Here is a 25,538-nt window from a genome sequence, read left to right on the forward strand (position 1 = left end):
ACCAGGTGCACGGTGCCGCCCGCGAACGGCGTGCACCCGACTTCACCAGCCCGGGGCCCGAGGGGCTGACCGACCGGGACGGCCGCCCGCGCCGGGACGACGACTGACGGCAGGCGCGATCGCCCGGCCCGGCCCTGGTGTTCAGCCGGCCGCCGTCCGGCCCAGGGCGAGCGCCGCCAGCACGGCCGCCGCGTCGGGGACGACGGCGTCGTCGAAGCGGGCCTGCGCGGAGTGGTTGTAGGGCGCGGTGAACGGATCGGTGCCCGGCGGGCAGGCCCCGACCATCACGTACGCGGCGGGGACGAGGGCGGCCAGCATGCCGAAGTCCTCCGAGCCGGCCACCGGCCGCGGCATCTCGACGTACCGTTCGTCGCCCAGCAGTTCGCGGATCGTGCGTTCCGCGAACGCCGCCTCGGCCGGGTCGTTCACCGTCACCGGGTAGCCGGGCTCGACCACCGCGTCGACCTCGCAGCCGTGCGCCTCGCCGATGCCGCGCACCAGCCGCAGCGCCCGGTCGCGGACCTGCTCGCGGGCGGCGGACGAGAACGAACGGACGGTGGCGGCGAACTCGGCCCGGTCGGGGACGACGTTCTCGACGGTGCCCGCGTGGAAGGCACCGACGGTGACCACCACCGGGTCGAAGGCGTCGAACTGCCGGGTGACCATGGCCTGCAGGGCCAGCACCGCCTCGCAGGCGACCGGCACCGGGTCCAGCGCCAGGTGCGGGCTGGAGCCGTGGCCGCCGCGGCCGCGGACCACCACCCGCAGCGTGTCGCTGGCGGCCATGATCGGGCCGGGCCGGCCGGCCACGTACCCGGCGGGCAGCTGCGCGGCGGTGACGTGCAGCGCGTACGCGGCGGCGACCCGCTCGCCGGCGGCGTCCAGCACCCCTTCCTCGATCATCCGGGCCGCGCCGCCGGAGCCCTCCTCGCCGGGCTGGAACATGAACACCACGCTGCCGGCCAGCCGTTCGCGCCGCTCGGCCAGCAGCCGGGCCGCGCCGACCAGCGCCGCGGCGTGCAGATCGTGGCCGCAGGCGTGCATCGTGCCGGGCACCTCGGAGGCGTACGGCAGGCCGGTCTCCTCCTGCACGGGCAGCGCGTCCAGGTCGGCGCGCAGCAGCACGGCCGGACCGGGGCGGGCGCCGCGCAGCACGGCGGTGACGGAGGACAGCTGCTCGCCGAGGGTGATCTCCAGCGGCAGGCCGTCCAGCTCGGCCAGCAGGCGGGCCCGGGTGCGCGGCAGGTCGAGGCCGATCTCCGGGTGCCGGTGCAGGTCGCGGCGGAGCTCCACCAGGGCGGGCCGGAGCGCGGCGGCGGCCAGGCACAGGTCGTCGGGAACGGAGGGGACAGCGGGGTGCGCGGCGGCGGGGGCGGGGTTGGGCTCGGTGTGGGTCGACACGGATGCGCCTCCAGGGTGGACGGGGAGCGGGCGGTCCCCTGCATCCTGACCCGGGAGAGGCGCGCGGGCGCCCCCGACGCACGGATCAGTCGCGTCCGGCGGGTTCGGCGAGCGGCCCGCCCGCCGGCCCTGAACCCCGGGCCCGGGGTTCAGGGACAGACCAGGCCCAGCGTCGGAAAGTACGTCCGATAACGAGTGGCGTCCCTGGTGAGCAACCTGTGGCCACGCACGGCCGCGTGCGCGCCGATGTAGAAGTCCGGCAGCGGCGCGGCCTTCTGCCCGCCGCGCCGCCGGTACTGGAGGAACGCCTTGCCGGCCAGGAAGCCCGCCTCGTAGGGCAGCGGCTCGCGTCCGAACGCCTCGGCCGGGAGCACCTCGTCGAGCTCCTCGATCGTTGCGAAGGCCACCGACACCTCGGCGTAGACGATCGGGTTGATCACCACCGGACCCTCGTCCTGGGCCTTGGCGAGTGCGGTCTCGGACCAGTCCGCCCAGGTGGAGTCGTCCGTCATCAAGTCCAGCAGCACGCATGAATCCACCAGCGTCACCGGTCGGCTCTGCTCGCGGCCCACCAGCGTCAGTCGGCTACTCGCCACGCAGCAGCTCCATGATCTGATCGGTGGACATTCCCCCGGCGGCACTGCCTCTCATCCGCCGAGCCAGCCGCTGCCCCCGCGTCCCGCTGTCCGCCCGGCGGACTATCCGCAGCCCGCCGCCTTCCTCGACGACATCCACCTCGTCCCCGGGGTGGAGGCCCAGCTTCTCGCGGAGCTCTGACGGGATGGTGACCTGGCCTTTGCTGTTCAACCGCATGGCGGGCTCCCAGGGTGTCGCGTATTACTGCTACTACGTAATACTACGCCCCGGCTGTGCGGGGATGCCCCACGAGAGGACGCGCGACCGTCAACTCCCGTACCGCCGACCGCACTCCGCTCCCACCCGTGCGTCCGGCGGAGTCAGTCGGCGGCGGCCGCTGCGGACAGCAGGGTCTCGGCGGCCTCGGTGCGGGCGTAGAGGACGTGGCGGCCGACGCGGTGGGCGGTGAGGAGGCCGGCGTGCCGGAGGGCGGTGAGGTGTTGGGAGACGGCGCCGGGGGTGAGGGCGGTGCGGTGGGAGAGGGCGGTGGTGGAGGCGGGGGTGTCGAGTTCGGCGAGGAGGCGGGCGCGGGTGGGGCCGAGCACGGCGGCGAGCGGGTCGGGGAGGGCGGCGCGGCGTTCCCAGAGCGTGGCGACGGCGCGCGGGGGGTAGCGGAGGGTGGGTTGCCAGTCCGGGGTGATGAGGGAGAACACGCGCGGCCAGACGAACACCGACGGGACGAGCAGCAGGCCGCGGTCGGCGAGCCGGCGGGTGCCCCGGCTGTGGCGGTGGCCGACGTAGAGCGTGTCGTCGTCCCAACTGACGTCCGTCCCCAGGTCGTTCAGCAGCCGGTCCGCCCCGTGTTCGGCGAACAGCCGGGCGCGGTGCAGGACGTCGCCGTCGAGGACGGCGCGGATCCGGGGCCAGTGCGGGGCGAGCGCGATCTCCCAGTAGGCGCCGATCAGTTCGGCGAGTTCGGCCAGGCCGCGGTCCGGGTCGGCGCGCAGCCGGTCGATCCGCTGCGAACGGGGCGCACGGGGGCCGTCGAGGCCCGTGCGGACCAGGTCGGGGGGTGTGGCGCGCAGGACGGCGAGTTCGACCTCCAGGTCGGGGACGGAGATCGTGGGCGGGGGCGCGAGGAACGCCGGGATCAGCCGGGGCGGGTCGGGGACGAGGTCGGCGAGCAGGCGCCAGTCCAGCCCCGCGTCGGCGAGACGGCGGTGCGCCTCGGTGCTCCACGCACGGTGCAGCGGGTGTTCGGCGGGGTGCTTCAACACCCGTGCGCTCGCCACGACTTCCCACAGCGGCGAGAGGGCGAACCGGGTGCGGGCCAGGTCGCGGAGGGAGAAGGTCACGTCCAGCACGTGCGCCCCTTTCACGGCGGGTGTCCGTCGCAGGATTCGGTCCAGCCTAAATTCCTCGCCCGCCGCCCGGCCCCGCCGGGACCCTCGTGCCATGACCTCCACCGCTCCCCCCGGGCCGGTCCCGGCCTCCGCCGCACCGTCCGATCCGCATCCTCCGGCCCTGCGCAACCCCGGCTTCCGGCTCCTGCTCGGCGCGGCGGTGGCGAGCAGACTGGGCACGGCGGTGAGTTCGCTGGCGATCCCGCTGACCGCCCTGCTGGCACTGCACGGCTCACCCGGGCAGGTCGGCCTGCTGGCGACGCTGAGCACACTCGCGTTCCTGCTCATCGGCCTGCCGGCCGGGGCCTGGGTGGACCGGGTCCGCAAGCGGCCGGTGATGATCGCGGCCGACCTGGCCCGGGCCGCGCTGCTCGGTTCGGTGCCGGTCGCCTGGCTGCTCGGCGTCCTGACGATGCAGCAGCTCTACCTGGTGGTCCTGCTGTCCGGCGCCGCCACGGTGTTCTTCGACGTGGCCGCGCTGAGCCACCTGCCCGACCTGGTCGGCCGCAGCCGGCTCACCGAGGCCAACGCCCACCTGGTGACGACGGACTCCCTCACCCAGATCGGCGGGCGCGGCGCGGCCGGCCTGCTGGTGGCGTCGCTCTCCGCCCCGGCGGTGATCGTGATCGACGCGGCGAGCTACCTGTGGTCGGCGCTCCTGCTGCTGCGGATCCGGCGGCCGGAGTCGGCCCCTCGGGAAGAGGCGGGCGGCAGGCGGCTCGGTGCCGAGATCCGCGAGGGCGTCGGCTTCGTGTTCGGTCACCCGACGCTGCGGGCGGTGGCGCTCGCGGGGGCCGGCACCAACCTGTCGATCCAGCTGTTCCAGACCATGCTGCCGGTGCTGTTCACCACTGAACTCGGCTTCCCCGCCTGGGTGGTGGGCCTGTTCTTCGCGCTCGGCGGCCTCGGCGTGCTCCTCGGTTCGGTCGCGGCCCGCCGACTGGCCCACCGGGTCGGGGCCGGACGCGTGCTGTGGCTGATGGGCCTGGCCGTCGCACCGTTCGGGGTGCTGACGGCGCTGGCCGACCGGGGTGCCGCGATGTGGCTCGCGACGGGCGCCTGGCTGGTCGTCACCTGCAAGATCGGCATCGACAATGTGATCAACGTGAGCTTCCGGCAGGCCGCGACCCCGGACCACCTGCTGGGCCGGATGAACGCCACCATGCGGGTGCTGCTGACCGGCTCGCTCGCCCTCGGCGCCGCGCTGGCCGGCCTGCTGGCCGAACTCGCCTCCGTCCGAACGGTGTTGTGGGTCGCCGCCGCCGTGCTCGGCACCGTCTGGGTCCCGATCCTCTGCTCGCCCCTGCGCACCCGGCGCGACCTGCCGGGAGCCTCCGTTCGACGCTGAAACAGCACCGGGGCGGCAGCGCCGTCGCGCCGCCGCCCCGGTGCCTGCGGGGTTACTTCTTCGGGGTCAGGCAGAGGACGAACTTGTCGCTGCCCAACTGCTGGGCGAGGGCGTCGAACTCGTCACCGCAGGCGTGGGTGTCGAAGGTGTTGTCGATGACCTTCTCGACGGTGTGGGTGGCCTTGCTGTCGTCGCAGCCGACGTTGTCGACCTTGGGGTCGGTCTCGGAGCCGGTGACGGCGACGCACTGGCCGACCTTGGCGTGCACGGGCTTCTCGGTCGTGGCGTCGCGGATGACGAACTTGACCACGCCGATGATGATGACCAGCACCAGGATGCCGAGACCGGAGAGCAGCTTCTTGCCGATGGTCTTCTTGGGTGCGACGGGCACCTGCGGGGCCTGGCCGTACTGGAACGGAGCCTGGCCGGCGGCCTCGGGCGCGACCGGCGGCTGGGGGTTCTGCGGAGGCTGCGGGGTGCTCATGGGTTCCCTCTTGGGTCACTCAAAGTCGAACGGGCTCGCGAACCTTATCCAGATCCGACGTAGGTCCATTCCGGCAATCAGTCCATATCGGACGGCCGTCATTCAAGCGATATGTAAAGAGTTGCCCAACCCTCGAACCGCCCCCACCGCGGCCCACGGCGGAACCTCCGGCCAGCCGCGCCCCGGCGGGTGCCCGCCGCCCGGTCGATCCCGTCCCAGTCCTGGACAGGTACGACGCAGCGCCGCCCCGGAGGGGGTGCGGGGCGGCGCTGCGGTCGGGGTGGGGTGTCAGTCGGCCAGTGGCAGGTAGACCCGGTTGCCCTGGGCCGCGAACTCGGCGGACTTCTCGGCCATGCCGGCCTCCACCGTGGCGGTGAGGTCGGCGCCGTGCTCGTCCCGGATCTGCTGGCTGATCTTCATGGAGCAGAACTTCGGGCCGCACATGGAGCAGAAGTGCGCGGTCTTGGCGGGTTCGGCGGGGAGGGTCTCGTCGTGGAAGGCGCGGGCAGTCTCCGGATCGAGGGCCAGGTTGAACTGGTCCTCCCAGCGGAACTCGAAGCGGGCGTCGGAGAGGGCGTCGTCCCAGGCCTGGGCGCCGGGGTGGCCCTTGGCGAGGTCGGCGGCGTGGGCGGCGATCTTGTAGGTGATGACGCCGGTCTTCACGTCGTCCCGGTTGGGGAGGCCGAGGTGTTCCTTGGGGGTGACGTAGCAGAGCATCGCGGTGCCCCACCAGGCGATCATCGCGGCGCCGATGCCGGAGGTGATGTGGTCGTAGCCGGGCGCGACGTCGGTGGTCAGCGGGCCGAGGGTGTAGAACGGGGCCTCGTCGCAGATCTCCTTCTGCAGGTCCATGTTCTCGCGGATCTTGTGCATCGGGACGTGCCCGGGGCCTTCGATCATCACCTGCACGTCCTTGGCGCGGGCGATCCGCCCGAGCTCGCCGAGCGTGGTGAGTTCGGCGAACTGGGCCTCGTCGTTGGCGTCGGCGATCGAGCCGGGCCGCAGGCCGTCGCCGAGCGAGAAGGTGACGTCGTAGGCGCGCAGCAGGTCGCAGAGTTCCTCGAAGTGCGTGTAGAGGAAGTTCTCCTGGTGGTGGGCCAGGCACCAGGCCGCCATGATGGAGCCGCCGCGCGAGACGATGCCGGTCTTGCGGCGGGCGGTGAGCGGCACGTAGCGCAGCAGGACGCCGGCGTGCACGGTCATGTAGTCGACGCCCTGCTCGCACTGTTCGAGGACGGTGTCGCGGTAGACCTCCCAGCTGAGCTCCTCCGCCCGGCCGTCGACCTTCTCCAGCGCCTGGTACAGCGGGACGGTGCCGATCGGGACGGGGGAGTTGCGCAGGATCCACTCGCGGGTGGTGTGGATGTTGCGGCCGGTGGAGAGGTCCATGACGGTGTCGGCGCCCCAGCGGGTGGCCCAGGTCATCTTCTCCACCTCCTCCTCGATGGAGGAGGTGACCGCGGAGTTGCCGATGTTGGCGTTGATCTTCACCAGGAAGTCGGTGCCGATGATGGCCGGTTCGCTCTCCGGGTGGTTCACGTTGACCGGGATGACGGCCCGCCCGCGCGCCACCTGCTCGCGCACGAACTCCGGCTCCAGGCCTTCCCGGAGCGCCACGAACTCCATCTCGGGGGTGATCAACCCCTGCTTGGCGTAGGCGAGTTGGGTGACGGCGAGGCCGTCCCTGGCGCGCAGCGGCCGGCGCGGGCGGCCGGGGAAGACGGCGTCCAGGTTGCGCAGGTCGCCGCCGCGCGGGGCGGTGTGCTTGATGCCGTCGTCCTCGGGGCGGGCCTCGCGGCCCTCGTACTCCTCGACGTCGCCGCGTTGGCGGATCCAGGCGTCGCGCAGGGCGGGCAGTCCGCGTCGGACGTCGGTGGGGTGGTCGGGGTCGGTGTACGGGCCGGAGGTGTCGTACAGCGGGACGGTGCGTCCGTCGGTCAGTTCGACCTCGCGGTAGGGCACCCGCAGGTCGGGGCGGCTGCCCTGGTGGTAGGCCTTGCGCCAGGCGGGGGTCGGGTACCCGCCGTTGGCCGAATCGCGGGCAGACGTGTGCTCAGAAAATGCGGTCATCGGACCTTCAACTCCCTACGCCGGCATTACCCGGTCAGGTTCCTGCGGTCGGCGCAGCAGGTGGTACGCGGGCCCGCGTACCGTCAGCGCCCTCTCAGCCCGGTGCTCCGAGCTCCCGTTCCGCGCAGGCGTCGTCCGCCTGCGTTCGGTCCTCACCGTAGGGCACGCGGGGACGCCGGTCCAGGGCGCACGCCCGGTGCCCGGCCGCCCAGGGCGGGCAACTCCCGCGTGCGCGCGAGCTGTTCACGCCCCTGCCGGAATGGGAGAATGCCCAGGTGATCGGACTGACGGGGCGGGTGACGGGGCGGATCGGCGCGGGCCTGGTCGGCGAGGTGATGGTGCACGTCCCCGAACGGCTGGGCACCGAGGCGTTCCTGGCGTACCGCGCCACTCCGGGCGAGCCGTTGCTGCCGGGCACCATGGTGGTGGTGGTCGAATACCAGCCACCGCGAACGGTCTACGTCGAACCCTTTTGACGGCACGTCAGAGGCCGGAGGCAAACCCGCGGTGACCATTTCGGGACAGTGAGAGTTCCCACCGCCCAGCCCCTTCCCCCGTGATCCGGAACGGCGGAGAATGCGGCTGCCACCGGATTCCGCGTCAGTTCTGCACGACCGAAGCGCAGCCACGGGACCGGTGTGCCCTGAAGGGGGAGATTGCCGATGCTGATCGGCATCGTTGGCGGCGCCGTCGCAGGCCTCGTCGTTCTGATCGTTCTCTTTAAGCTGATGTGGCGGGTCGCGGAGCCCAACGAGGCGCTGGTGATCTCGGGTTCCAAGCACGGCGAGGGCCTGGGCTTCCGCGTGGTGACCGGGCGGGGCACCTTCGTGGTGCCGGGCGTCCAGGCGGTGCGCCGGCTCTCGCTGGACCTGAACGAGGCCGCGCTGGACGTGGAGTGTGTGACGTCGCAGGGAATTCCCGTGCACGTCAAGGGGGTTGTGATCTTCAAGGTGGGCGACGACAACGCGTCGATCGCCAACGCCGCCCGGCGTTTCCTGGACCAGCAGAAGATGATGGGCCAGCGGGTGCACAACGTGTTCGCCGGCCACCTGCGGTCGATCGTCGGCGGGCTGACGGTCGAGGACATGATCCGCGACCGCGAGCGGCTCACCGGTGAGACCCGCTCCGCCTCGGGCATCGAGATGGAGAAGCTCGGCCTGATCATCGACTCGCTGCAGATCCAGGAGATCCTGGACCCGACCGGCTACATCACCAACCTGGCCGCGCCGCACGCCGCGGCCGTCCAGCGCGACGCCCGCATCGCGGCCGCCGAGGCCGACCGGCGGGCCACCGAGGCCGAGCAGGAGGCGTTCGCCCGCAAGGCCGAGGCCACCCGCAACTCCGGTATCCAGCAGGCCGGTTACCAGGCCGAGATGGACACCGCCGCGGCCCGCGCGCTGCAGGCGGGCCCGCTCGCGCAGGCCGCCGCCCGGCAGGAGGTCGTGGTCCAGGAGACCAAGGTCGCCGAGCTGGAGGCGCACCGCAAGGAGCAGCAGCTGCAGGCGGACGTCCGCAAGCCGGCCGACGCCCGCGCGTACGAGACCCGCACCAAGGCGGAGGCCGACCGTGACGCCCGGATCTCCGCCGCCGAGGCGCTGTCCCGGGAGACCGAGCTGAAGACCGCCGCCGAGGCGAACCGGGTCAAGGTCGCGGCCGCCGCCGAGGCGGAGGCCACCAAGGCCCGCGGTCTGGCCGCCGCCGAGGCCACCCGGGCCACCGGTGAGGCGCAGGCCGCCGCCGAGGCCGCGAAGGGCCTGGCGGAGGCGGAGGCGGCCCGGGCCAAGGGTCTCGCCGAGGCGGAGGCCACCCGGGCGCAGGGCCTGGCCGAGGCCGAGGGCATCAAGGCCCGCGCCGCGGCGCTGGCCGAGAACCAGGAGGCGGTGGTCGCCCAGCAGCTCGCCGAGAACTGGCCGGCGATCGTCCGGGCCGGCGCGGACGCGTTCGGCAACGTCGAGCACATGGTGCTGCTGAACGGCGCCGAGGGCATGTCGGAGATGTTCGCCAAGGCGCTCACCATGGGCGGCACCGGCCTCGGCCTGGCCCGCCAGCTGCTCACCGCGATGTCCCCGGCCGGCGAGAACGCCGCGAGCGCGGAGGGCGCCAAGGCCGCCCCGGCGCAGGCGCAGGTCATCCCGATCCAGGCCGAGGGCGAGTAGCTCCCCCGCGCCCGAGAAAGCGTTCCGCCCCGGGCGAGGAGTCCTCCTCGCCCGGGGCGGAGTTCGTTCGTGCCCCCTGCGGGGGTCAGTTCTTGGCGGCCTTCTTGATCAGGATCACCACCGCGGCCGCGATGCCGACCAGCACCAGGACGTTGACCGCGAAGCCGACGGCGGTGAGCACCGCGCCGACGATCGACCAGAAGATCTTCCACGCGATGACCAGCAGGACGATCGGAACGACGATGTTGCGCACCCACGAGGGCAGCGACTTCCAGAACTCAGCCATGTCCGTACCTTCTCCCCTCGGGCTCGGTGCCGGTGGTTCCGGCTGCGTTCCCGCTCCCTCGATCTCGACACTTCGATCGTAGGTCGCCCGGACGGCCCAATCGAGGTTTCCCGGCCCGGAGAGAACCCGGAGATCCGTCCCTGAGCCCCCGCCCGGGAAAACCCGCAGGGCCGGGGTCAGACCGGCCAGCTCTCGCCCCGCCAGGCGGCGTCCCAGAACATCCACTCGTACCGCGAGGTGGTGGTGAAGTGCTCGACCACGCGCCGCCGTTCGGTCGCCGAGAGGTCCTCGCCGATCCGGTCGGTGAGGTCCAGGACGCGGCGCACCACGGCCTGGAACTCCTCCCCGCCGTAGGCGGCTATCCACTTCGCGTACAGCGGCTCGGGGGAGGAGCGGCGCAGCAGTTCCTCGCCGACCCGGGCGTAGATCCAGTAGCAGGGCAGCACCGCGCCGAGCGCCTCCGCGAAGGAGCCGCCGTGGACGGTGGCCAGCAGGTAGCTGGTGTAGGCGCGGGTGGTGGGGAGCACGGGTTCGGCGGCAGCGGCGGCACCGTCCTCGCCGAAGGCGTGCAGGAAGTCGGCGTGCATCTCCTGCTCGGCGGCGATGGCGCCGACCGCGTCGTTGGCGAAGGCCAGCACCTCGTCCTCGCCGGGGGCCTTGGCGGCGCAGACCGCGAGGGCGCGGGCGTAGTCGCGCAGGTAGTGCGAGTCCTGGACGACGAAGTGGCGGAACGCGGCGCGCGGCAGGGTGCCGTCGGTCAGGCCGGTCAGGAACGGGTGGTCGAGGATCCGGCCGTAGATCGGCTCGACGGCCGCCCACAGTTCGTCGGTGAGTTTCACTGGCTGCTCCTCGTTCGAATGCTCAAGTGCGGTGCGCGGCACGGTCAGTCCTCCGGCGGGGAGAACACCACCAGCACGCGCAGTTCCTCGGTGATGTGGTGGAAGCGGTGCTCCGTCCCGGCGGGAACGAACACCACGCTGCCGCGCGCGACGGTGGCGGTCTCCCGGCCGACGGTCAGTTCGGCGCGGCCGCTGACCACCAGGTAGATCTCGTCCTGGGCGTGCGGGGTCTGCGGGTCGGTGTCGCCGGGGGAGAGCGCGTACAGGCCGGCGGACATCGTCGGCTGCTTCAGGAAGCGCAGGTACGCGCCGTCCTCGGCGGCGCGTTCGGCGTCGAGTTCGTCCAGCCGGAACAGCTTCATCGGGGCGCGGCTCCTCTCCCGGTCCGGCCCCATTCAACAACACTCCGCATCACGGTTGTTCGGGGGAGCTTCCGCACGGCGGGCGGGCCTGTCACCATCCGCAGCATGAAGAATTTCGTGATCAAAACGCTCATCAACGCGGTGGCGATCTGGATCGCCGCCTGGATCGTCAATGGGATCACGCTGGCGGGGGACGACTGGCAGCACAAGACGATCACCGTGGTCGCGGTGGCGCTCGTGTTCGGGGTGGTCAACGTCGCGGTCAAGCCGCTGGTGAAGCTGTTCTCGTTGCCGCTGTTCTTCCTGACCCTCGGCCTGGTCACCTTCGTGATCAACGCCCTGATGCTCTGGCTGACCTCCTGGGCCTCGGACCAGCTGAGCCTGGACTTCCACGTGGAGGGCTTCTGGGCGGCGCTGCTCGGCTCGCTGATCATCAGCGTGGTCTCCTGGGGCCTGCACCTGGCCCTCGGCGACGACGACTGAGCCCCTGCCCGGACGCTCGGGAGGGGCGGCGCGCCGCGGTCGACCGGCCACCGGACAGCTCCCCGCTGCTGTCCGACGGCCGGTCGCCCCACCGCCGCGGCGCGCTCAGCCGGCGTTCTCGTGCCCGGTGGTGGACAGGATGTCGGCCAGCTCCTGGTCGAGGTCGCCGGCGGCGGCCTCCTGGCCCATCGGCACCAGCAGGTCGGTGCGGGCCAGGAAGGCCAGCAGGGGCGGGGCGGCGGCGCGCAGCCGGGCGTCGCCGTCGGGGGAGCGCAGCACCAGGCCGATCTCGGTGAGCTCCTCGCCGACGGGGTGGATGTGCACGTCCCCCTCACCGGAGGCCCGGCCGAGCCCGTCGACCAGCAGTTCGCGGGCGAAGACCCAGGTGACCGGCTCGTCGCCGGGCAGGTGGAAGGTGAGTCGGACGGCGAACGGGTCGCCGCCGTCGTAGTCGAGGTCGACCGCGACGCGGAAGGAGAGCTCGCTCGACACCACCAGGTGCATCGCCATCTGGGCTCGGACCGTGTTGTGCATGCGCCAGTACCTCTCGTTCTGCCCGCCCGGTACGCCGAGGGTCGAGCGGTGGGGTCGGGCATCTATCGGTTCGCTGTCGGTTCTATGTCCCCTGAATCCCTGATCGAACCTCATCGTCCTGGTTTGACGGCGATGTGGACAAGGCGTGCTTTTTCAAATGGTGAACGACCGCACCGCCGGAGTCCGGGCACGAACGGCGACGCGAATTCCTCCGATTCGTGCGTGTATGCGCGTTTCGCGGCCGCCGGCGCGCGGGAGACTCCCGCACAACGCACGCGCCCCGGAGGTGGGAGCCATGTCGGGCCCGGTCCGTCCTGTCGTCAAGCGCACCGCCCGCGCGATCCTGCTGGAGTTCGATCCGGCCGCCCCGCACGCCCCCGCCTCGCTGGTGCTGATCCGCCGGGTCCGCCCCGGCTCCCCGCACCCGTACTGGATCACCCCCGGCGGCGGCGTCGAACCGGGCGATGCGACGGTGGTCGCAGCGCTGCACCGTGAGGTGGACGAGGAGCTCGGCGCGAAGATCACCGACGTGGTGCCCGCCTTCGTCGACACCGTCGCGCACTCCCACCACGAGGACGGCACGCCCGCCCACCCGCACGGCGTCAAGGTGCAGCACTTCTTCGTCTGCCGGCTCACCGACCTCGACCCGTCGCGCCGGCACGGCCCGGAGGTGGAGCAGCCCAACGGCGAGTACGCGATCGTCCGGGTGCCGTTCACCCGCGAGGGCGTCACCTCGGTCAACGTGGTGCCGCCCAGCCTGCGCGCCTACCTCGCCGCCAACATCGAGGGCGTGCGGGCGCTGCTCGCCGAGGACCTCGGCCGGAGCTGACCCCGGCCGGGCCCCGCCCGTCAGACCGGGTCGTGCCGCACCGCCCCCGCCGCCACCCCGCAGCCCCGCAGCGCCGCCGCCCCGGCGCGCACCATCGCCGCCGGGCCGCTCAGGTACGCCGTCCAGCCGTGCCACGGCGCGTACCGGGCCACCGTCTCGGGCAGCTCCCCGGACAGCACGCCGTCCGCGCCGTCGCCCTGGGACAGCACCGGCCGGACGGTCAACCAGCGGTTCCGCTCGGCCAGTTCGCGCAGCTCGGCGAGCCGGTAGAGGCCCGAAGCCCGGCGCGCCCCGTAGAACACCTCCACCCGTCGGCTCCCGGCGCCGTGCGCGGCGATCTCCTCCACCAGCGCGGCGATCGGCCCGATCCCGGTGCCGCCGCCCAGGCAGAGCAGGTTCTCCGCCTCCGTGTGGTCCACCGTCATACCGCCCTCCGCCGCGCCGAGCCGCAGCACGTCGCCGGGCCGGGCCCGGTGCACCAGCGCGTTGCTCACCCAGCCCGCCGGAACCGCCTTCACGTGCAGCCGCAGCAGCCCGTCCGCCCGCGGCGCCGACCCGAACGAGTAGGGCCGCCACACCCGCGGCCACCACGGCGTCTCCACCGCCGCGTACTGCCCGGCCCGGAACGAGTACGCCTGGTCCGGGCGCAGCGTCAGCACCGCGACGTCCTCGGCCGCCATCCGGTGCGCCACCACCTCGGCCTGCCACCACGCCGGGGTGGCCCGCGCCTCCTCCAGGCCCTCGACCAGCAGCCGCGAGGCCAGCGCCAGCAGCCGCCGCCAGCCCGCCTCGGCCCGCTCGTCCCAGGCGTCGCCGCCGTACCGGGCCAGCGCCTGCACCAGGCACTCCTGCGCGGACGCGTAGTGGCCGGGGAGCGCGCCGTACTTGTGGTGGCCGCGGCCCAGCGGCAGCAGGTGGCCGCGCAGCGCCACCGGGTCGTCCGCGTGCCGCACGCACTCCTGCAAGGCCCGCAGCAGCAGCTCGCGCTGCTCGTCCATGGCGGCCGGGAACATCGCCCGCAGCTCCGGGTGGCGCAGGAACATCAGCGCGTGGAAGTGCCCCATCGCCCGGTCCGCGACCGGCCCCAGCGCCGCCAGCACCGCGCGGACCGCCGCCAGCTCGGCCGCCCCCGGCGGCTCGGGGGCGGCCGCCACCGGCTGCACGGCCGGGACGGGCTGCGGCCACGGGGCCGACACGCCCCAGGCCCGGCTCCAACGGTCGCCCGGGCCGACCCAGTTGGGCGTCCGGGCCGGCCGGAACAGCGATTCGACCGGCACCGGGGCGGGCGGCACCGGTGCGGGCGGCGCGGGCACCGTCGGCGGCCGGGTGGGCTTCGCCGGGACGGCCGGCACAGGGGTGAGCGGCCTGCTGTCGAGTGCGAGCTGACGAGTAGCCAAGGAAATCGTTCCGCTTCCGGTCGACCGATCTGCTGACGCCGCCAGCACAGTGCCACCGAACGCACAGCAGATCAGGCGATTCCGGCAAAATCCGGACAACTGACCCCTCGAACCGCTACCCTTCCCCGCCCGAGTGCGGCGGACACCGGGCGCTCCGCACCCGAACCGGCCTCACAGCCCCCGCAGCAGCGTCCCCGGCCGCTCCACGCAGTCCGCGACGAACCGCAGGAACCCGCCCGCGGTGCCCCCGTCGCAGACCCGGTGGTCGAAGGTGAACGACAGCTGGGTGACCTGCCGGACCGCCAACTCCCCTTCGTGCACCCAGGGCTTGGGCGCGATCCGGCCGACCCCGAGCATCGCCGCCTCCGGGTGGTTGAGGATCGGCGTGGAGCCGTCCACCCCGAACACGCCGTAGTTGTTCAGCGTGAACGTTCCGCCGGTCAGCTCGGCCGGCCCGAGCGACCCGGCCCTGGCCGCCTCGGTCAGCCGGGCCAGTTCCACCGACAGCCGTTCGGTGCCCAGCAGTTGGGCGTCCCGCACCACCGGCACCAGCAGCCCGCGCTGCCCCTGCGCGGCGAAGCCCAGGTGGACGGCGCGGTGCCGGCGGACGGCGTCGCCCTCGACGCTGGAGTTGAGCTCGGGGAAGCGCTCCAGACCGGCCAGGCAGATCCGCGCCAGCAGCGCCAGCACGCTCACCTTCGGGCCGGGCAGCTGGTTCAACTGGGCCCGCAGCGCCATCAGTTCGGTGGCGTCGGCGTCCACCCAGCAGGTCGCCGCCGGGATCTCCCGGTGGCTGCGGGTGAGCTTCTCCGCGACGGTACGGCGCAGCCCGCGCAGCGGGATCAGCTCGTCGTCGGTTCCCCGTGGAACCGGCGTCTCGGCGGCCTGTGCCCGTTCGATCGCCCGCTCCACGTCCCGCCGGGTGATCAGGCCCTCGGGGCCGCTGCCGGCCACCTGCGCCAGGTCGAGGCGGTGCTCGCGGGCGATCCGGCGCACCAGCGGCGAGATCACCGCGAGCACGGCGGGGGCGGCCGTCGGGGCCGGCGGGGCCGCCACCGGAGCGGCCGGCAGCGCGGGGGCGGCGGGGGCCGACGGCGCACCGCCCGGCACCACTCGGCGGCGGCCGGCCCGGCGGGCCTCGGCCACGCCGTAGCCCACCAGCGGCCGCTCCGCCTCCGGCTCGGGCGCGACGTCCCCGGGCACGACGTCCCCGGGCACCGGCCCGGGCGCGACCGCGACGGTGACCAGCGGCGCGCCGACCGGCACCTCCTGCCCGACCTCGCCGAACCGGGCGGTGACCACCCCGCCGTACGGGCAGGGCACCTCGACCACCGCCTTGGCGGTCTCCACCTCCACCACCGGCTGGTCGACGGCGATCACCTCGCCGACCTCGACCATCCAGCGCACCACCTCCGCCCCGGTGAGCCCCTCACCGAGGTCGGGCAGCGTGAACTCACGGACCACCGGCATCGCCATCACTCCTCCCACTGCAGCCGGGCGACGGCGTCCAGGATCCGGTCCACCCCGGGCAGGTGGTGGTGCTCCAGCATCGGCGCCGGGTACGGGATGTCGAACCCGGTGACCCGCAGCACCGGCGCGGCCAGGTGGTGGAAGCACTTCTCGGTCAGCCGGGCGGCGATCTCCGCGCCGGCCCCGCCGAAGCCGCTGGACTCGTGCACCACGACGGCCCGGCCCAGCGAACGCACCACCTCGCAGGCGGTGGCCTCGTCGAACGGCACCAGCGAGCGCAGGTCCAGCACGGCCAGGTCCCAGCCCTCGGCCTTCGCCGCCTCGGCGGCCTCCAGGCACACCGGCAGCGACGGCCCGTAGCTGATCAGCACCGCCGACGTCCCCGGCCGGCGCAGCACGGCCTTCCCGATCGGCTCGACGCCCGCCGCCGGGTCCCACTCGGCCTTGCCCCAGTAGAGCCGCTTGGGCTCCAGGAACACCACCGGGTCGTCGGAGGCGATCGCCTCCCGCAGCAGCCCGTACGCGTCGGCGACGGTGGCGGGGGTGACCACGTGCAGGCCGGGGGTGTGCGCGTAGTACGCCTCGGAGGCGTCGCTGTGGTGCTCGACGCCGCCGATGCCGCCGCCGTACGGGACGCGGACGGTGATCGGCAGCGGGAGCTTGCCGGCGGTGCGGTTGCGCATCTTGGCGACGTGCGAGACCAGCTGCTCCATCGCCGGGTAGGCGAAGGCGTCGAACTGCATCTCCACCACCGGCCGCAGCCCGTACATGGCCATGCCGACGGCGGTGCCGAGGATGCCGGCCTCGGCGAGCGGGGTGTCCAGGCAGCGGTCGGCGCCGAACTCGGCGGTCAGGCCGTCGGTGATCCGGAAGACGCCGCCGAGCGCGCCGACGTCCTCGCCGAGGACGTGCACGGACGTGTCGGCGCGCATCGCGTCGCGCAGCGCGGTGTTCAGGGCCTGCGCCATGGTGCCGGTGCGCAGACCGGACCGGTCACGGGTGGCGGTGGTCATCGGGTGTGCACCTCGGCCTCCGCGGCCAGCTCGGCGGACAGCTGCGCGGCCTGTTCGCGCAGCTGCTGGGTGGGTTCGGCGTAGACGTGGGCGAACAGCGACATCGGGTCGAGGTCGGGGTCGGCGTGGAACTCGGCGCGCATCCGGGCCGCCAGCGCCTCCGCGTCCGCGGCGGCGTCGGCGACCAGCTGCTCGTCCAGCAGGTCGCGCTCGCGCAGCGCGTCCTCCAGCAGCCGGATCGGGTCGTGCGCCTGCCAGGCGGCGACCTCCTCGGCCTGCCGGTAGCGGGTGGCGTCGTCCGCGTTGGTGTGCGCCTCGACGCGGTAGGTGAGCGCCTCGACCAGGGTCGGCCCGCCGCCGCCGCGGGCCCGTTCGACGGCCTCGGCGAGCACCTGGTGGACGGCCGCGGCGTCGTTGCCGTCGACCAGCCGGCCGGGCATGCCGTAGCCGACGGCCTTGTGCGCCAGGGTCGGAGCGGCGGACTGCCGGGTCAGCGGGACGGAGATCGCGTAGCCGTTGTTCTGCACCAGGAACACCACGGGGGCGTGCAGCACGGCCGCGAAGTTCAGGCCCTCGTGGAAGTCGCCCTCGCTGGTGCCGCCGTCGCCGAGCAGGGCCAGCGCCACGATGTCGTCGCCGGCCAGCCGGGCGGCGTGCGCCAGGCCGACGGCGTGCGGGACCTGGGTGGCCAGCGGGGTGCAGAGCGGGGCGGTGCGGGTGGCACGCGGGTCGTAGCCGGTGTGCGCGTTGCCGCGCAGCAGGGTCAGCGCCTGGAGCGGGTCGACGCCGCGGGAGACCACGGCGAGGGTGTCGCGGTAGGAGGGGAAGAGCCAGTCGTCCTCGCGCAGGGCCAGCGCGGCGGCTGTCTGGCACGCCTCCTGGCCGGTGGACGCGGGGTAGACGGCGAGGCGGCCCTGCTTGGTGAGGGTGGTGGCCTGCTGGTTGTAGCGGCGGCCGACGACCAGCCGACGGTACAGCTCGCGCAGCAGGGCGGGATCGGCCTTGTCCGCGGCGGGGGTTCCCAGGACGCGCAGCGGTTCGGCGTCCGGCAGCAGCGGGGCGGGGTCGGTGCGCGGCGCGGTGGCGCCGGGCAGCCAGCCGGGCACCAGGTCCGGATCGGCCTGGTCCCTGTGGTCCATGACGGTCATGTGGGGCACCTCCGGGGTGGTGGGGGCTCCCTACCGATTGTTCGGTCGTCTGTTCATCTTGACCATAACCCCGTCAAGACGGTGGACAGTCGGCCGAAAGGGCGGTCTGCTGGGGCCAGCACGTCCAATCGCGAGGAGTGGGGGGCCATGTCGGCTGAACAGGTGTCCAGACTCGACCGGGTCGACCGCTCGATCCTGCGGCTGCTGCGGCAGGACGGTCGCGCCTCGATCCGCTCGGTCGCCGAGCGGGTGCACGTCTCCCGGGCGAACGCCTACGCCCGGATCTCCAGGATGGTCGAGGACGGCGTGATCCGCGGCTTCACCGCCCGGATCGACCACGAGCGGGCCGGCCAGGCCGCGTCCGCCTACGTCACGCTGCGCATCGTGCAGAACTCCTGGCGCACCGTCCGCGAGCAGCTGCTGCAACTGCCCGGCGTCGCCCACATCGCCCTGGTCGGCGGCGACTACGACGTCCTGATGCTGGTCCACACCGCCGACAACCGCGAACTGCGCGAGCTGGTACTCGGCAGCATCCAGTCGATCCCGCAGGTCCTCAGCACCCGCACCATGCTGGTCTTCGAGGAGACCGACCACATACCGTCGGACGCCCCCTGAGCAGTCGGGCCCGCAGGCTGGCAGGCCGGCCCATCGGGCTCGCAGCCCGGCTCAGCGGGCCCGCAGGCCGTCGAAGGCGAGCTGGACCACGGCCTCCGGCAGGGCCTCCGCGCCGCGCTGGCCGGGGCGGTACCACTCGACCACCGAGTTGATCATGCCGAACAGCAGCCGGGTGGCCAGCCGCGGCTCCACGTCGGCCCGCAGCTCGCCCGCGGTGACGGCCTCCTGCAGCAGCTCGGCGACCCGGTGGTCGAAGTCGCGCCGCCGCTCCAGCGCCCACTGCTCGGTCGCGGTGTTCCCGCGCACCCTCAACAGCAGTGTCACGTACGGCAGTTCGGCCAGCAGTACCTCGGCGGTGCGCCGCACCACGTGCTCCAGCCGGTCCACCGGCCGGCCCTCGGCCGCGCCCGGCTCCTCCAGGATCGCGAACAGCGCGTCCAGCGCCCGCCCGACGGCCAGCCGCAGCAGCTCCTCCTTGCCCCGGACGTGGTGGTAGATCGAGGACTTGGAGATCCCCGCGGCCCGGGACAGGTCCTCCATCGAGGTGCCGTCGTAACCGCGCTCGTTGAAGACCCGCACCGTGACGGCGAGCAGCGACTCGACCGTGTAGGAGGCGCGCGTGAGGTTTTCGGCCATGGCAACGAGTATCGCCCCGCGGGCCGCGCCCCGTCAGCCGGGGTACGGTTCCCGGCCGTCCGCCGAAACGCCCGGACCGGCAGTTCCGGCCGCCCGAAATCGACGCAAAAGATCAGGAATAGCGGGTCAAGTCCGGCCGATTTTGCCAAAACGTGCCGGAATTCCGCGCATGGATTCGCCGGTGCCGCCGGCCGCCCCGATCGGCGCTGGTACGGCCCCCACCAGGAATGGTTCCGCCGCGGCCCGGGCGACGCCGCGCGAAGGCCGACCCACCAGCCCCGCAAGGCCTTTGGCCAGGCCTGACGCAGCCTTACACTATCCGCACCGCCGCGCCCGGCGGCCCGAAATCGCACAGGACGGAGGCGGCCCGTGGGTGTCGTCCGGCAAGGGGTGGCGGGTCGTCCACCGGCTTCCGAGAGCGGGATCGCGACCGGGGAGGAGCTCCCCGTCGAGGCGCACGGGCCGGCCCCGGAGGAAACCGCCGACGAACCGGGGACCGGCTCCGGCCCGGCTTCCGGATTCCGCGCCGCCGCGCGACGTTTCGGTCCCGCGCTCGCCCTGTTCGGCGCCGTGAAACTCGCCGGATTCGCCGCTTTCATGTGGCTGCTGGAAACCAGCGGCCACTACCGCAGCACCGACCCGCGTTTCGGCGGCGGCGTCCACCCCTGGGACGTGCTCGGCACCTGGGACGGCCTCTGGTACGAGAAGGTCGCGCAGCTCGGCTACGACCCGCAGCTCATTCCCGAGCAGGGTTTCTTCACCATCAAGCAGAATTCCGCCGCGTTCTTCCCGATGTACCCGGGCCTGATCCGGCTGGTGTCGAACACCGGCCTCGGCCTGTACGGCTCCGGCATGCTGGTCTCGGTCGTCGCCTCCTTCGTCGCCGCGGCCGGCATCTTCGCCGTGGTGTCCCGGCTGTACGGCCACCGGGCGGGCGTGATCGCGGCGGGCCTGTGGGCCGCGTTCCCGGGCTCCGGCGTGGAGTGGGCGGTCTACTCGGAGTCGGTGTTCGTCGCGCTGGCCGCCTGGGCCTGCTTCTTCGTCATCGACCGCAACTGGCTGAGCGCCGCCGTGGTGACCTTCATGGCGGGCCTGGCCCGGCCCAGCTCGGTGCCGCTGATCGCCGGCGTGGCGCTGGCCGCCGGCGTCGCGCTGTGGAAACGCCGCGACGGCGTGGTCGGGCCGCTCACCGCGATCGTGCTGCCGCCGATCGGCTGCCTCGGCTACCTGGGCTGGGTCGGCTACCGGATGGGCCACCTCGACGGCTACATCACCCTGCAACGCGGCGGCTGGCTGCACTTCTTCGACTGGGGCCGCTACACCCTGCGGGCCGCCACCAACGTGCTGCGCGGCGAGACCGACTACCTCTTCGCGTACCCCACCGAGGACCTGATCGCGGTCGTGGTGCTGCTCTCGCTGCCGATCCTGCTGGTGTCCCTGATGTCCAGGCGCCCGCCGCTGGTGCTGGTCGTCTACACCCTCGGCACCCTGGTCATGGTGCTCGGCAGCCAGCAGATGTTCGGCACCCTGTCCCGCTTCGTGCTGCCGATCTTCCCCCTCCTGATCCCCCTCGCCGTCGCCCTGGCCCGCGTCCGCCTCCGCAACCTGGCCACCGTCCTCGGCGTCGCCGCCCTCTCCTCCGGCTGGTACGCCGGCTACGTCATCTTCCAGCTGGGCATCCCGTAGACCGCCCGCGCCGCTCGCGCCCCATCAGTTCGGCGCGAGCGGCATCGCGGGGAACCCGTCGAACAGGTAGGCGTACACCTGAGCCAGGTAGAGCGTCAGCTCCTGTTGGTCGGGGAAGGCCACGTAGGTCAGGTCGTACCACTTCTCCACCGACAGCGGGCGCTGCTGCACCATGTGCGTCAGGCCGGCCTTCAACGTCTCCCGGTAGTCCGGCCATACACGGTCGATCGACTCGCGCAACTCGCCGAGGTCGTCGACCGCCTCCACACCGAGCGCACCGGCGCAGAAGTTCACGAACCTGCGGTCCACCCCCACCACGTCCAGCCCGAGTCCGCCAAATACGGACGCGCGGGGTCGATGCCGATCGCGGTGGCCTGGGCCGCCCGCACCGTCATGTCCGGCCCGTACAGCGTCTCGAAGCCGACGATCGGCATCAGGTCGTGGTCCCGCAGCGCCGTCGCCCGCAGCACGTCGTCCGCTCGAACGAGCGCCTCCTCGGAATCGAACCGGGTGGCCCACGGCCCGGTACGGGGCGGCAATTCGTCACGCAGTGGCATGGTGGTTCGGCTCCAGGGTGCGAAGGGAAAGGGCCGGGCGGATCACTCGTCCACCACGTTCGGCCAGGTGCTCGGGTCGGGCGGCAGCGGCCGGTGCTCCCGGGAGCCGTAGAAGTACTCGTAGAGCTGGAGCAGGAACCCGTACAGCTCGCCCTCGTCGTAGAACTGGGTGCCGGACAGCGCCAGCCAGTTCTTCGTGGTGGCGGGCTGCTGCTCCAGCAGGTACTCCAGGCTCTTGCGGAGCCTCACCGAGTACTCGCTGCCGTCGTTTGCGCCGGCCTTGTAGCGGTCCAACTCGTAGGCGACTTCGGGATGGAACGCGTGCTTGTAGAACGACCGCAGCCGGTCGTCCTCGCGCCAGCCGGGGAGGTCCCAGAAGGTCCATGCGTTCACAGTCATTGCCGTGGGTGTCGTCGTGGGCGGCCCGCAGTCCGTCGGCGAACTCGCGCACGTGCGAGGCCCACTCGCGCAGCTCGTCCTCGTCGATGTCGGGCCAGTTGAGCCCGATCAGATTCATCACCCAGACGAGTTCGTCCGGAAGCTCGATGGACATGCCGAAGACCCTCCCCCGTTGCCGTTCCCCGTGCGGCCCACTTCCGTGGGTCGCCGGCACCGGCAAGGATGCTGCCACAGCGGGCCGACGAACACCCGGGCTTTGCAGAACCCTTGCACCGACCGATCGTTCGGTTACCCTGAGCTGTGTCCCGCCCCGCCCCCGTGAGGAGCGCACCATGGCCGCTGCGACCCCCCTGCCGGTCGCCGAACTGATCGCCCGCCACCAGGACACGCTCGACCGCGCCGTGGCCGCGGCCGGGTCCCGCGACTACTGGTCTCCGTACCCGGAGTTCCCCAAGGCGTACGGCGAGAGCGCCGCCGCCGACGGCAAGGCCGCCTTCGACGCCCTGCTGGGGCGGGAGTTCGAGCTGCCGGGCCACCCCGACGGCGGCGAGCCGGTGACCGGCGAGGCGTCCCCGTACGGGATCGAGCTGGGCGTCTCCTACCCGCACGCCGAGCCGGACGCGCTGCTGGCCGCGCTGGAGGCCGCCCGCCCGGCCTGGGCGAAGGCCGGTCCGGCCGCGCGCGCCGCGGTCTGCCTGGAGATCCTGGCCCGGATCAACGCCCGCTCGCACGAGTTCGCGCAGGCGGTGATGCACACCACCGGCCAGGCCTACGGCATGGCCTTCCAGGCCGGCGGCCCGCACGCCCAGGACCGCGGCGTGGAGGCGGTGGCGTACGCGTACGCCGAGCAGACCCGGCTGCCGCGCTCCGCGCAGTGGACCAAGCCGCAGGGCAAGCGCGACCCGCTGGTGATGACCAAGGAGTTCACCGCCGTCCCGCGCGGCACCGCGCTGCTGATCGGCTGCAACACCTTCCCCACCTGGAACGGCTACCCGGGCCTGTTCGCCTCGCTGGCCACCGGCAACGGCGTGCTGGTCAAGCCGCACCCGCGGGCCGTGCTGCCGCTGGCGCTGACGGTGCGGATCGCCCGCGAGGTGCTCGCCGAGGCCGGCTTCGACCCGAACCTGGTCTGCCTGGCCGCCGAGCGCGAGGGCTCCGCGATCGCCCAGGTGCTGGCGGTGCGCCCCGAGGTGAAGCTGATCGACTACACCGGCTCCACCGGCTTCGGCACCTGGCTGGAGGAGAACGCCCGCCAGGCGCAGGTGTACACCGAGAAGGCCGGCGTGAACACCGTCGTGGTCGACTCCACCGACGACTACCGCGGCATGCTGAACAACCTGGCGTTCTCGCTCAGCCTGTACAGCGGCCAGATGTGCACCACCCCGCAGAACCTGCTGATCCCCCGCACCGGCATCCGCACCGAGGACGGCGAGCGCTCCTACGAGCAGGTGGTGGCCGACCTGGCCGCCGCCGTCGAGGGCCTGCTCGGCGACGACGCCCGGGCCGCCGCCATCCTGGGCGCCGTGGTCAACCCCGGGGTGCTGCAGCGCAGCGCCGCCGCGGCCGGCGGCGAACTCGGCGAACTCGCCCTCGCACCGAGGGTGGTGACCTCGCCGGAGTTCCCCGGCGCGACCATCCGCACGCCCGCCCTGGTGAAGGCCGACGCCGACAAGCCGGACGACCTGGCGCGCTTCCTGGGCGAGTGCTTCGGCCCGATCGCGTTCGCCGTCGCGGTGGAGTCCACCGCCGCCGCCGTCGAACTGCTGCGCCGCACCACGATCGAGCACGGCGCGATGACGGCCGGCGCGTACACCACCGACGCCGAGGTCGAGACCGCCCTGATCGAGGCCTGCCTGGACGCCGGTGTCTCGCTGTCGCTGAACCTCACCGGCGGCGTGTACGTCAACCAGACCGCGGCCTTCTCCGACCTGCACGGCACCGGCGCCAACCCGGCCGCCAACTCGGCGTACTGCGACGCCGCGTTCGTCGCCAACCGGTTCCGCACCGTGGAGATCCGCAAGTAGCCGCGGCCGCACCACGCAGCGGGCCCGGACGGTCGTCCGGGCCCGCTGCGTCGTACCTGCGGGCGCGCGCCCCCGCGACGAGTGCCGCTCGCCCTGCCCGGGTAGCACGCTCTCCACGGGCCGAGTCGCGGGAAGGAGGTTCACAGCCTCCGACGGGCCCGCGATGATGGCAGTCCGAGAGTGCGCCGAGGGCCCGGAAGCCGTGGGAATCCGGCCAGTTGACCACCGGCCGACGAGGGATGACGACGGGAGAGACGGGATGTCCGAGACGGAGTTCACCGCCGATGTGCTGGTGGTCGGGGCCGGCCCGACCGGCCTGCTGCTGGCCGGCGACCTGGCGGCGGCCGGACTGCGGGTGACCGTGGTCGACAAGCGCGCCGAGGAGTCCAACCTGACCAGGGCGTTCGCCGTGCACGCCCGCACCCTGGAGCTGCTGGACGCCCGGGGCCTGGCCGACGAGCTGATCGCCACCGGCCGGACGATGACCTCCCTGCAGGCCTTCGGCCGGCTCCGGGCGGACTTCTCCGCGCTGCCCACCCGGTTCCCGTTCGTGCTGGTCACCCCGCAGTCCAACACCGAACGGGTGCTGCGCGAACGGGCCGTCAAGGCAGGCGCGGACCTGCGCCGCGGCACCGAGCTGACCGGCCTGCGGCAGGACGCGGAGGGCGTCACGCTGACCGTCCGCACCGCCGAGGGCGAGCAGCGGCTGCGCTCGCGCTACGCGGTCGGCGCGGACGGCGTGCACTCCGCGGTGCGCGACCTGCTGGGCATCCCGTTCCCCGGCGAGTCGGTGGTCCGCTCGGTGATGCTGGCCGACGTCCGCCTGGAGCACCAGCCCGAGGAGCCGCTGACGGCCGGCGCGGGCGAGCGCGGCTTCGTCTTCCTGGCCTCCTACGGCGACGGCTGGCACCGCGCGATCGGCTGGGACCGCGACCACCAGGTGCCCGACTCCGAGCCGGTGGTGCTCGCCGAACTCGCCGACCTGCTCCGCGAGGTGACCGGACGCGACCTCGGGCTGGCCGAGGCCCGCTGGACGTCGCGCTTCCACAGCGACGAACGCCAGGCCACCAGCTACCGCTCCGGCCGGGTGTTCCTGGCCGGCGACGCCGCGCACTGCCACTCCCCGGCCGGCGGCCAGGGCATGAACACCGGCCTGCAGGACGCCGCCAACCTCGGCTGGAAGCTGGTCGCCGCCGTCCGGGGCTGGGCTCCCGACGCGCTGCTGGACACCTACCAGACCGAGCGGCACCCCGTCGGCCGGGCGGTGCTGCGCAGCTCCGGCGCCCTGGTCCGGCTCGCCCTCGGCCGGCACGCCCCCGCCCGGGCGCTGCGCTCGGCGCTCGGCGCCGCCGGGCACCTGGGCCCGCTGGCCGAGCTGGGCGCCAAGCAGGTCTCCGGCATCGGCTACGGCTACCCCGCCGAGAAGGGCGCCCACCCGCTGGCCGGCCGCCGCGTCCCGGATTTGCGCCTGGCGGTGGACGTGCCCGGCGGCCCGTCCCGGCTGCACGAGGCGCTGCGGGCCGGGAAGGCCGTGCTGATCAGCAACGACGAGCTGTCGGTGGCCGACTCCTGGGCCGAGCGGGTGGTCACCGCCGCCCCCGCCGACCCGCACGGCAAGCTGCGCGACACCGTGCTGCTGGTCCGCCCGGACGGCTACGCGGCCTGGGCCTGCGTCGACCCGACCAGGGGCGAACTGCGGGCCGCGCTCAGCCACTGGCTGGGCCGCCCCGATATTCAGTGAATTACGGAGTCGGCATTCTGTTCATTCACAGAAGGTGCGCCCCCGTTCCACAGTTGACTGTTCTTTAGTAAGCAATTGCCC

General features: G+C 73.1%; 27 protein-coding genes. 9 read left to right on the forward strand and 18 right to left on the reverse strand.

The features are described from left to right. Positions 1–141: 141 nt before the first annotated feature. From ACWEMJ_RS17615 to ACWEMJ_RS17630, 4 genes are all read right to left on the reverse strand, one after another. Complete coding sequence (locus ACWEMJ_RS17615) at positions 142–1,329, reverse strand: M20 metallopeptidase family protein (RefSeq protein ID WP_452138006.1); 1,188 nt, start codon at positions 1,327–1,329, stop codon at positions 142–144. A 221-nt stretch (positions 1,330–1,550) separates the two neighbouring features. Then, a complete protein-coding gene (locus ACWEMJ_RS17620; RefSeq protein WP_452137956.1) occupies positions 1,551–1,997 on the reverse strand; it encodes a type II toxin-antitoxin system VapC family toxin in 447 nt (148 codons plus the stop codon). Beyond that, positions 1,987–2,214 (reverse strand): AbrB/MazE/SpoVT family DNA-binding domain-containing protein, encoded by a 228-nt coding sequence (locus tag ACWEMJ_RS17625; RefSeq protein ID WP_452137957.1) that lies wholly within the window; start codon positions 2,212–2,214, stop codon positions 1,987–1,989. Before ACWEMJ_RS17625 ends, ACWEMJ_RS17620 begins: the two co-directional genes overlap by 11 nt. Positions 2,215–2,357: 143 nt before the next feature. After that, on the reverse strand, positions 2,358–3,341 hold the full coding sequence (locus ACWEMJ_RS17630) for a DUF5937 family protein (protein WP_452137958.1): 984 nt from the start codon (positions 3,339–3,341) through the stop codon (positions 2,358–2,360). A 91-nt stretch (positions 3,342–3,432) separates the two neighbouring features. On the opposite strand from ACWEMJ_RS17630, the gene ACWEMJ_RS17635 reads away from it, so the two are divergent. Continuing rightward, a complete protein-coding gene (locus ACWEMJ_RS17635; RefSeq protein WP_452137959.1) occupies positions 3,433–4,728 on the forward strand; it encodes an MFS transporter in 1,296 nt (431 codons plus the stop codon). Positions 4,729–4,780: 52 nt separating this feature from the next. On the opposite strand, the gene ACWEMJ_RS17640 is transcribed toward ACWEMJ_RS17635, so the two are convergent. Further along, the gene (locus tag ACWEMJ_RS17640; RefSeq protein WP_452137960.1) at positions 4,781–5,212 is read right to left on the reverse strand and encodes an LppU/SCO3897 family protein; all 432 of its coding nucleotides are present in this window, start codon (positions 5,210–5,212) and stop codon (positions 4,781–4,783) included. A gap of 288 nt (positions 5,213–5,500) precedes the next feature. Beyond that, entirely contained in the window at positions 5,501–7,282 is a 1,782-nt protein-coding gene (gene thiC / locus ACWEMJ_RS17645) for a phosphomethylpyrimidine synthase ThiC (RefSeq protein ID WP_452137961.1), read from the reverse strand. A gap of 275 nt (positions 7,283–7,557) precedes the next feature. Here thiC and ACWEMJ_RS17650 point away from each other — a divergent pair, with 275 nt between their 5' ends. Both ACWEMJ_RS17650 and ACWEMJ_RS17655 read left to right on the forward strand, forming a co-directional pair. After that, on the forward strand, positions 7,558–7,758 hold the full coding sequence (locus ACWEMJ_RS17650) for a hypothetical protein (protein ID WP_452137962.1): 201 nt from the start codon (positions 7,558–7,560) through the stop codon (positions 7,756–7,758). 186 nt (positions 7,759–7,944) lie between these two features. Next, complete coding sequence (locus tag ACWEMJ_RS17655) at positions 7,945–9,438, forward strand: flotillin family protein (RefSeq protein WP_452137963.1); 1,494 nt, start codon at positions 7,945–7,947, stop codon at positions 9,436–9,438. Between the two features lie 85 nt (positions 9,439–9,523). On the opposite strand, the gene ACWEMJ_RS17660 is transcribed toward ACWEMJ_RS17655, so the two are convergent. From ACWEMJ_RS17660 to ACWEMJ_RS17670, 3 genes are all read right to left on the reverse strand, one after another. After that, positions 9,524–9,724, reverse strand: a complete 201-nt coding sequence (locus ACWEMJ_RS17660; RefSeq protein ID WP_452137964.1) for a DUF5326 family protein — start codon at positions 9,722–9,724, stop codon at positions 9,524–9,526. Between the two features lie 176 nt (positions 9,725–9,900). After that, entirely contained in the window at positions 9,901–10,563 is a 663-nt protein-coding gene (gene tenA, locus ACWEMJ_RS17665; protein ID WP_452137965.1) for a thiaminase II, read from the reverse strand. Between the two features lie 44 nt (positions 10,564–10,607). Then, positions 10,608–10,925 carry a cupin domain-containing protein gene (locus ACWEMJ_RS17670; RefSeq protein WP_452137966.1) on the reverse strand — a complete coding sequence of 106 codons (318 nt, stop codon included), beginning with the start codon at positions 10,923–10,925 and terminating at the stop codon, positions 10,608–10,610. Positions 10,926–11,030: 105 nt separating this feature from the next. Between ACWEMJ_RS17670 and ACWEMJ_RS17675 the strand changes: the two genes are divergently transcribed. Further along, positions 11,031–11,408 carry a phage holin family protein gene (locus ACWEMJ_RS17675; protein WP_452137967.1) on the forward strand — a complete coding sequence of 126 codons (378 nt, stop codon included), beginning with the start codon at positions 11,031–11,033 and terminating at the stop codon, positions 11,406–11,408. A gap of 105 nt (positions 11,409–11,513) precedes the next feature. On the opposite strand, the gene ACWEMJ_RS17680 is transcribed toward ACWEMJ_RS17675, so the two are convergent. Next, the gene (locus ACWEMJ_RS17680; protein ID WP_452137968.1) at positions 11,514–11,942 is read right to left on the reverse strand and encodes an SsgA family sporulation/cell division regulator; all 429 of its coding nucleotides are present in this window, start codon (positions 11,940–11,942) and stop codon (positions 11,514–11,516) included. 295 nt (positions 11,943–12,237) lie between these two features. Here ACWEMJ_RS17680 and ACWEMJ_RS17685 point away from each other — a divergent pair, with 295 nt between their 5' ends. Further along, positions 12,238–12,771 carry an NUDIX domain-containing protein gene (locus ACWEMJ_RS17685; RefSeq protein WP_452137969.1) on the forward strand — a complete coding sequence of 178 codons (534 nt, stop codon included), beginning with the start codon at positions 12,238–12,240 and terminating at the stop codon, positions 12,769–12,771. A 20-nt stretch (positions 12,772–12,791) separates the two neighbouring features. On the opposite strand, the gene ACWEMJ_RS17690 is transcribed toward ACWEMJ_RS17685, so the two are convergent. The 4 genes from ACWEMJ_RS17690 to pdhA all read right to left on the reverse strand — a co-directional run bounded on the left by ACWEMJ_RS17690 (position 12,792) and on the right by pdhA (position 17,799). Continuing rightward, positions 12,792–14,168 (reverse strand): globin domain-containing protein, encoded by a 1,377-nt coding sequence (locus ACWEMJ_RS17690; RefSeq protein WP_452137970.1) that lies wholly within the window; start codon positions 14,166–14,168, stop codon positions 12,792–12,794. A gap of 171 nt (positions 14,169–14,339) precedes the next feature. Next, positions 14,340–15,638, reverse strand: a complete 1,299-nt coding sequence (locus ACWEMJ_RS17695; protein ID WP_452137971.1) for a dihydrolipoamide acetyltransferase family protein — start codon at positions 15,636–15,638, stop codon at positions 14,340–14,342. A 5-nt stretch (positions 15,639–15,643) separates the two neighbouring features. Continuing rightward, positions 15,644–16,651: an alpha-ketoacid dehydrogenase subunit beta gene (locus tag ACWEMJ_RS17700; RefSeq protein WP_452137972.1), complete on the reverse strand. Its 1,008-nt coding sequence runs from the start codon at positions 16,649–16,651 to the stop codon at positions 15,644–15,646. Beyond that, positions 16,648–17,799: a pyruvate dehydrogenase (acetyl-transferring) E1 component subunit alpha gene (pdhA, locus tag ACWEMJ_RS17705; protein ID WP_452137973.1), complete on the reverse strand. Its 1,152-nt coding sequence runs from the start codon at positions 17,797–17,799 to the stop codon at positions 16,648–16,650. The genes ACWEMJ_RS17700 and pdhA overlap by 4 nt, the downstream gene beginning before the upstream one ends. Before the next feature lie 147 nt (positions 17,800–17,946). On the opposite strand from pdhA, the gene ACWEMJ_RS17710 reads away from it, so the two are divergent. Beyond that, a complete protein-coding gene (locus tag ACWEMJ_RS17710) occupies positions 17,947–18,414 on the forward strand; it encodes an Lrp/AsnC family transcriptional regulator (protein ID WP_400891991.1) in 468 nt (155 codons plus the stop codon). A 51-nt stretch (positions 18,415–18,465) separates the two neighbouring features. Here the strand turns inward: ACWEMJ_RS17710 and ACWEMJ_RS17715 are convergent, their stop codons facing one another. After that, the gene (locus tag ACWEMJ_RS17715; RefSeq protein ID WP_452137974.1) at positions 18,466–19,050 is read right to left on the reverse strand and encodes a TetR/AcrR family transcriptional regulator; all 585 of its coding nucleotides are present in this window, start codon (positions 19,048–19,050) and stop codon (positions 18,466–18,468) included. A 597-nt stretch (positions 19,051–19,647) separates the two neighbouring features. On the opposite strand from ACWEMJ_RS17715, the gene ACWEMJ_RS17720 reads away from it, so the two are divergent. Then, complete coding sequence (locus ACWEMJ_RS17720) at positions 19,648–20,736, forward strand: hypothetical protein (RefSeq protein WP_452137975.1); 1,089 nt, start codon at positions 19,648–19,650, stop codon at positions 20,734–20,736. A gap of 24 nt (positions 20,737–20,760) precedes the next feature. Here the strand turns inward: ACWEMJ_RS17720 and ACWEMJ_RS17725 are convergent, their stop codons facing one another. The 3 genes from ACWEMJ_RS17725 to ACWEMJ_RS17735 are packed head-to-tail and all read right to left on the reverse strand — an operon-like array spanning position 20,761 to position 21,692. Then, a complete protein-coding gene (locus tag ACWEMJ_RS17725) occupies positions 20,761–21,045 on the reverse strand; it encodes a hypothetical protein (RefSeq protein ID WP_452137976.1) in 285 nt (94 codons plus the stop codon). Next, positions 21,027–21,293 (reverse strand): hypothetical protein, encoded by a 267-nt coding sequence (locus ACWEMJ_RS17730; protein ID WP_452137977.1) that lies wholly within the window; start codon positions 21,291–21,293, stop codon positions 21,027–21,029. Before ACWEMJ_RS17730 ends, ACWEMJ_RS17725 begins: the two co-directional genes overlap by 19 nt. 42 nt (positions 21,294–21,335) lie before the next feature. Then, positions 21,336–21,692: a hypothetical protein gene (locus ACWEMJ_RS17735; protein ID WP_452137978.1), complete on the reverse strand. Its 357-nt coding sequence runs from the start codon at positions 21,690–21,692 to the stop codon at positions 21,336–21,338. Positions 21,693–22,024: 332 nt separating this feature from the next. Here ACWEMJ_RS17735 and paaN point away from each other — a divergent pair, with 332 nt between their 5' ends. Further along, positions 22,025–23,716, forward strand: a complete 1,692-nt coding sequence (gene paaN / locus ACWEMJ_RS17740; RefSeq protein WP_452137979.1) for a phenylacetic acid degradation protein PaaN — start codon at positions 22,025–22,027, stop codon at positions 23,714–23,716. A 259-nt stretch (positions 23,717–23,975) separates the two neighbouring features. Next, the gene (locus ACWEMJ_RS17745) at positions 23,976–25,457 is read left to right on the forward strand and encodes an FAD-dependent monooxygenase (protein WP_452137980.1); all 1,482 of its coding nucleotides are present in this window, start codon (positions 23,976–23,978) and stop codon (positions 25,455–25,457) included. The last annotated feature ends 81 nt before the right edge of the window (positions 25,458–25,538 follow it).

The organism is Kitasatospora sp. NPDC004531 (assembly GCF_053602195.1).

Bases quoted from the DNA above. Each gene is read 5' to 3' on its own strand.
- ACWEMJ_RS17680 (WP_452137968.1), bottom strand. From the start codon at position 11,942: ATGCACAACACGGTCCGAGCCCAGATGGCGATGCACCTGGTGGTGTCG.
- ACWEMJ_RS17640 (WP_452137960.1), bottom strand. From the start codon at position 5,212: ATGAGCACCCCGCAGCCTCCGCAGAACCCCCAGCCGCCGGTCGCGCCC.
- ACWEMJ_RS17745 (WP_452137980.1), top strand. From the start codon at position 23,976: ATGTCCGAGACGGAGTTCACCGCCGATGTGCTGGTGGTCGGGGCCGGC.
- ACWEMJ_RS17685 (WP_452137969.1), top strand. From the start codon at position 12,238: ATGTCGGGCCCGGTCCGTCCTGTCGTCAAGCGCACCGCCCGCGCGATC.
- ACWEMJ_RS17700 (WP_452137972.1), bottom strand. From the start codon at position 16,651: ATGACCACCGCCACCCGTGACCGGTCCGGTCTGCGCACCGGCACCATG.
- ACWEMJ_RS17655 (WP_452137963.1), top strand. From the start codon at position 7,945: ATGCTGATCGGCATCGTTGGCGGCGCCGTCGCAGGCCTCGTCGTTCTG.
- ACWEMJ_RS17730 (WP_452137977.1), bottom strand. From the start codon at position 21,293: ATGCCACTGCGTGACGAATTGCCGCCCCGTACCGGGCCGTGGGCCACC.
- ACWEMJ_RS17735 (WP_452137978.1), bottom strand. From the start codon at position 21,692: ATGACTGTGAACGCATGGACCTTCTGGGACCTCCCCGGCTGGCGCGAG.
- ACWEMJ_RS17675 (WP_452137967.1), top strand. From the start codon at position 11,031: ATGAAGAATTTCGTGATCAAAACGCTCATCAACGCGGTGGCGATCTGG.
- thiC (WP_452137961.1), bottom strand. From the start codon at position 7,282: ATGACCGCATTTTCTGAGCACACGTCTGCCCGCGATTCGGCCAACGGC.
- ACWEMJ_RS17625 (WP_452137957.1), bottom strand. From the start codon at position 2,214: ATGCGGTTGAACAGCAAAGGCCAGGTCACCATCCCGTCAGAGCTCCGC.
- ACWEMJ_RS17670 (WP_452137966.1), bottom strand. From the start codon at position 10,925: ATGAAGCTGTTCCGGCTGGACGAACTCGACGCCGAACGCGCCGCCGAG.
- ACWEMJ_RS17635 (WP_452137959.1), top strand. From the start codon at position 3,433: ATGACCTCCACCGCTCCCCCCGGGCCGGTCCCGGCCTCCGCCGCACCG.
- ACWEMJ_RS17710 (WP_400891991.1), top strand. From the start codon at position 17,947: ATGTCGGCTGAACAGGTGTCCAGACTCGACCGGGTCGACCGCTCGATC.
- ACWEMJ_RS17715 (WP_452137974.1), bottom strand. From the start codon at position 19,050: ATGGCCGAAAACCTCACGCGCGCCTCCTACACGGTCGAGTCGCTGCTC.
- ACWEMJ_RS17695 (WP_452137971.1), bottom strand. From the start codon at position 15,638: ATGCCGGTGGTCCGTGAGTTCACGCTGCCCGACCTCGGTGAGGGGCTC.
- paaN (WP_452137979.1), top strand. From the start codon at position 22,025: ATGGCCGCTGCGACCCCCCTGCCGGTCGCCGAACTGATCGCCCGCCAC.
- ACWEMJ_RS17660 (WP_452137964.1), bottom strand. From the start codon at position 9,724: ATGGCTGAGTTCTGGAAGTCGCTGCCCTCGTGGGTGCGCAACATCGTC.
- ACWEMJ_RS17720 (WP_452137975.1), top strand. From the start codon at position 19,648: ATGTGGCTGCTGGAAACCAGCGGCCACTACCGCAGCACCGACCCGCGT.
- pdhA (WP_452137973.1), bottom strand. From the start codon at position 17,799: ATGACCGTCATGGACCACAGGGACCAGGCCGATCCGGACCTGGTGCCC.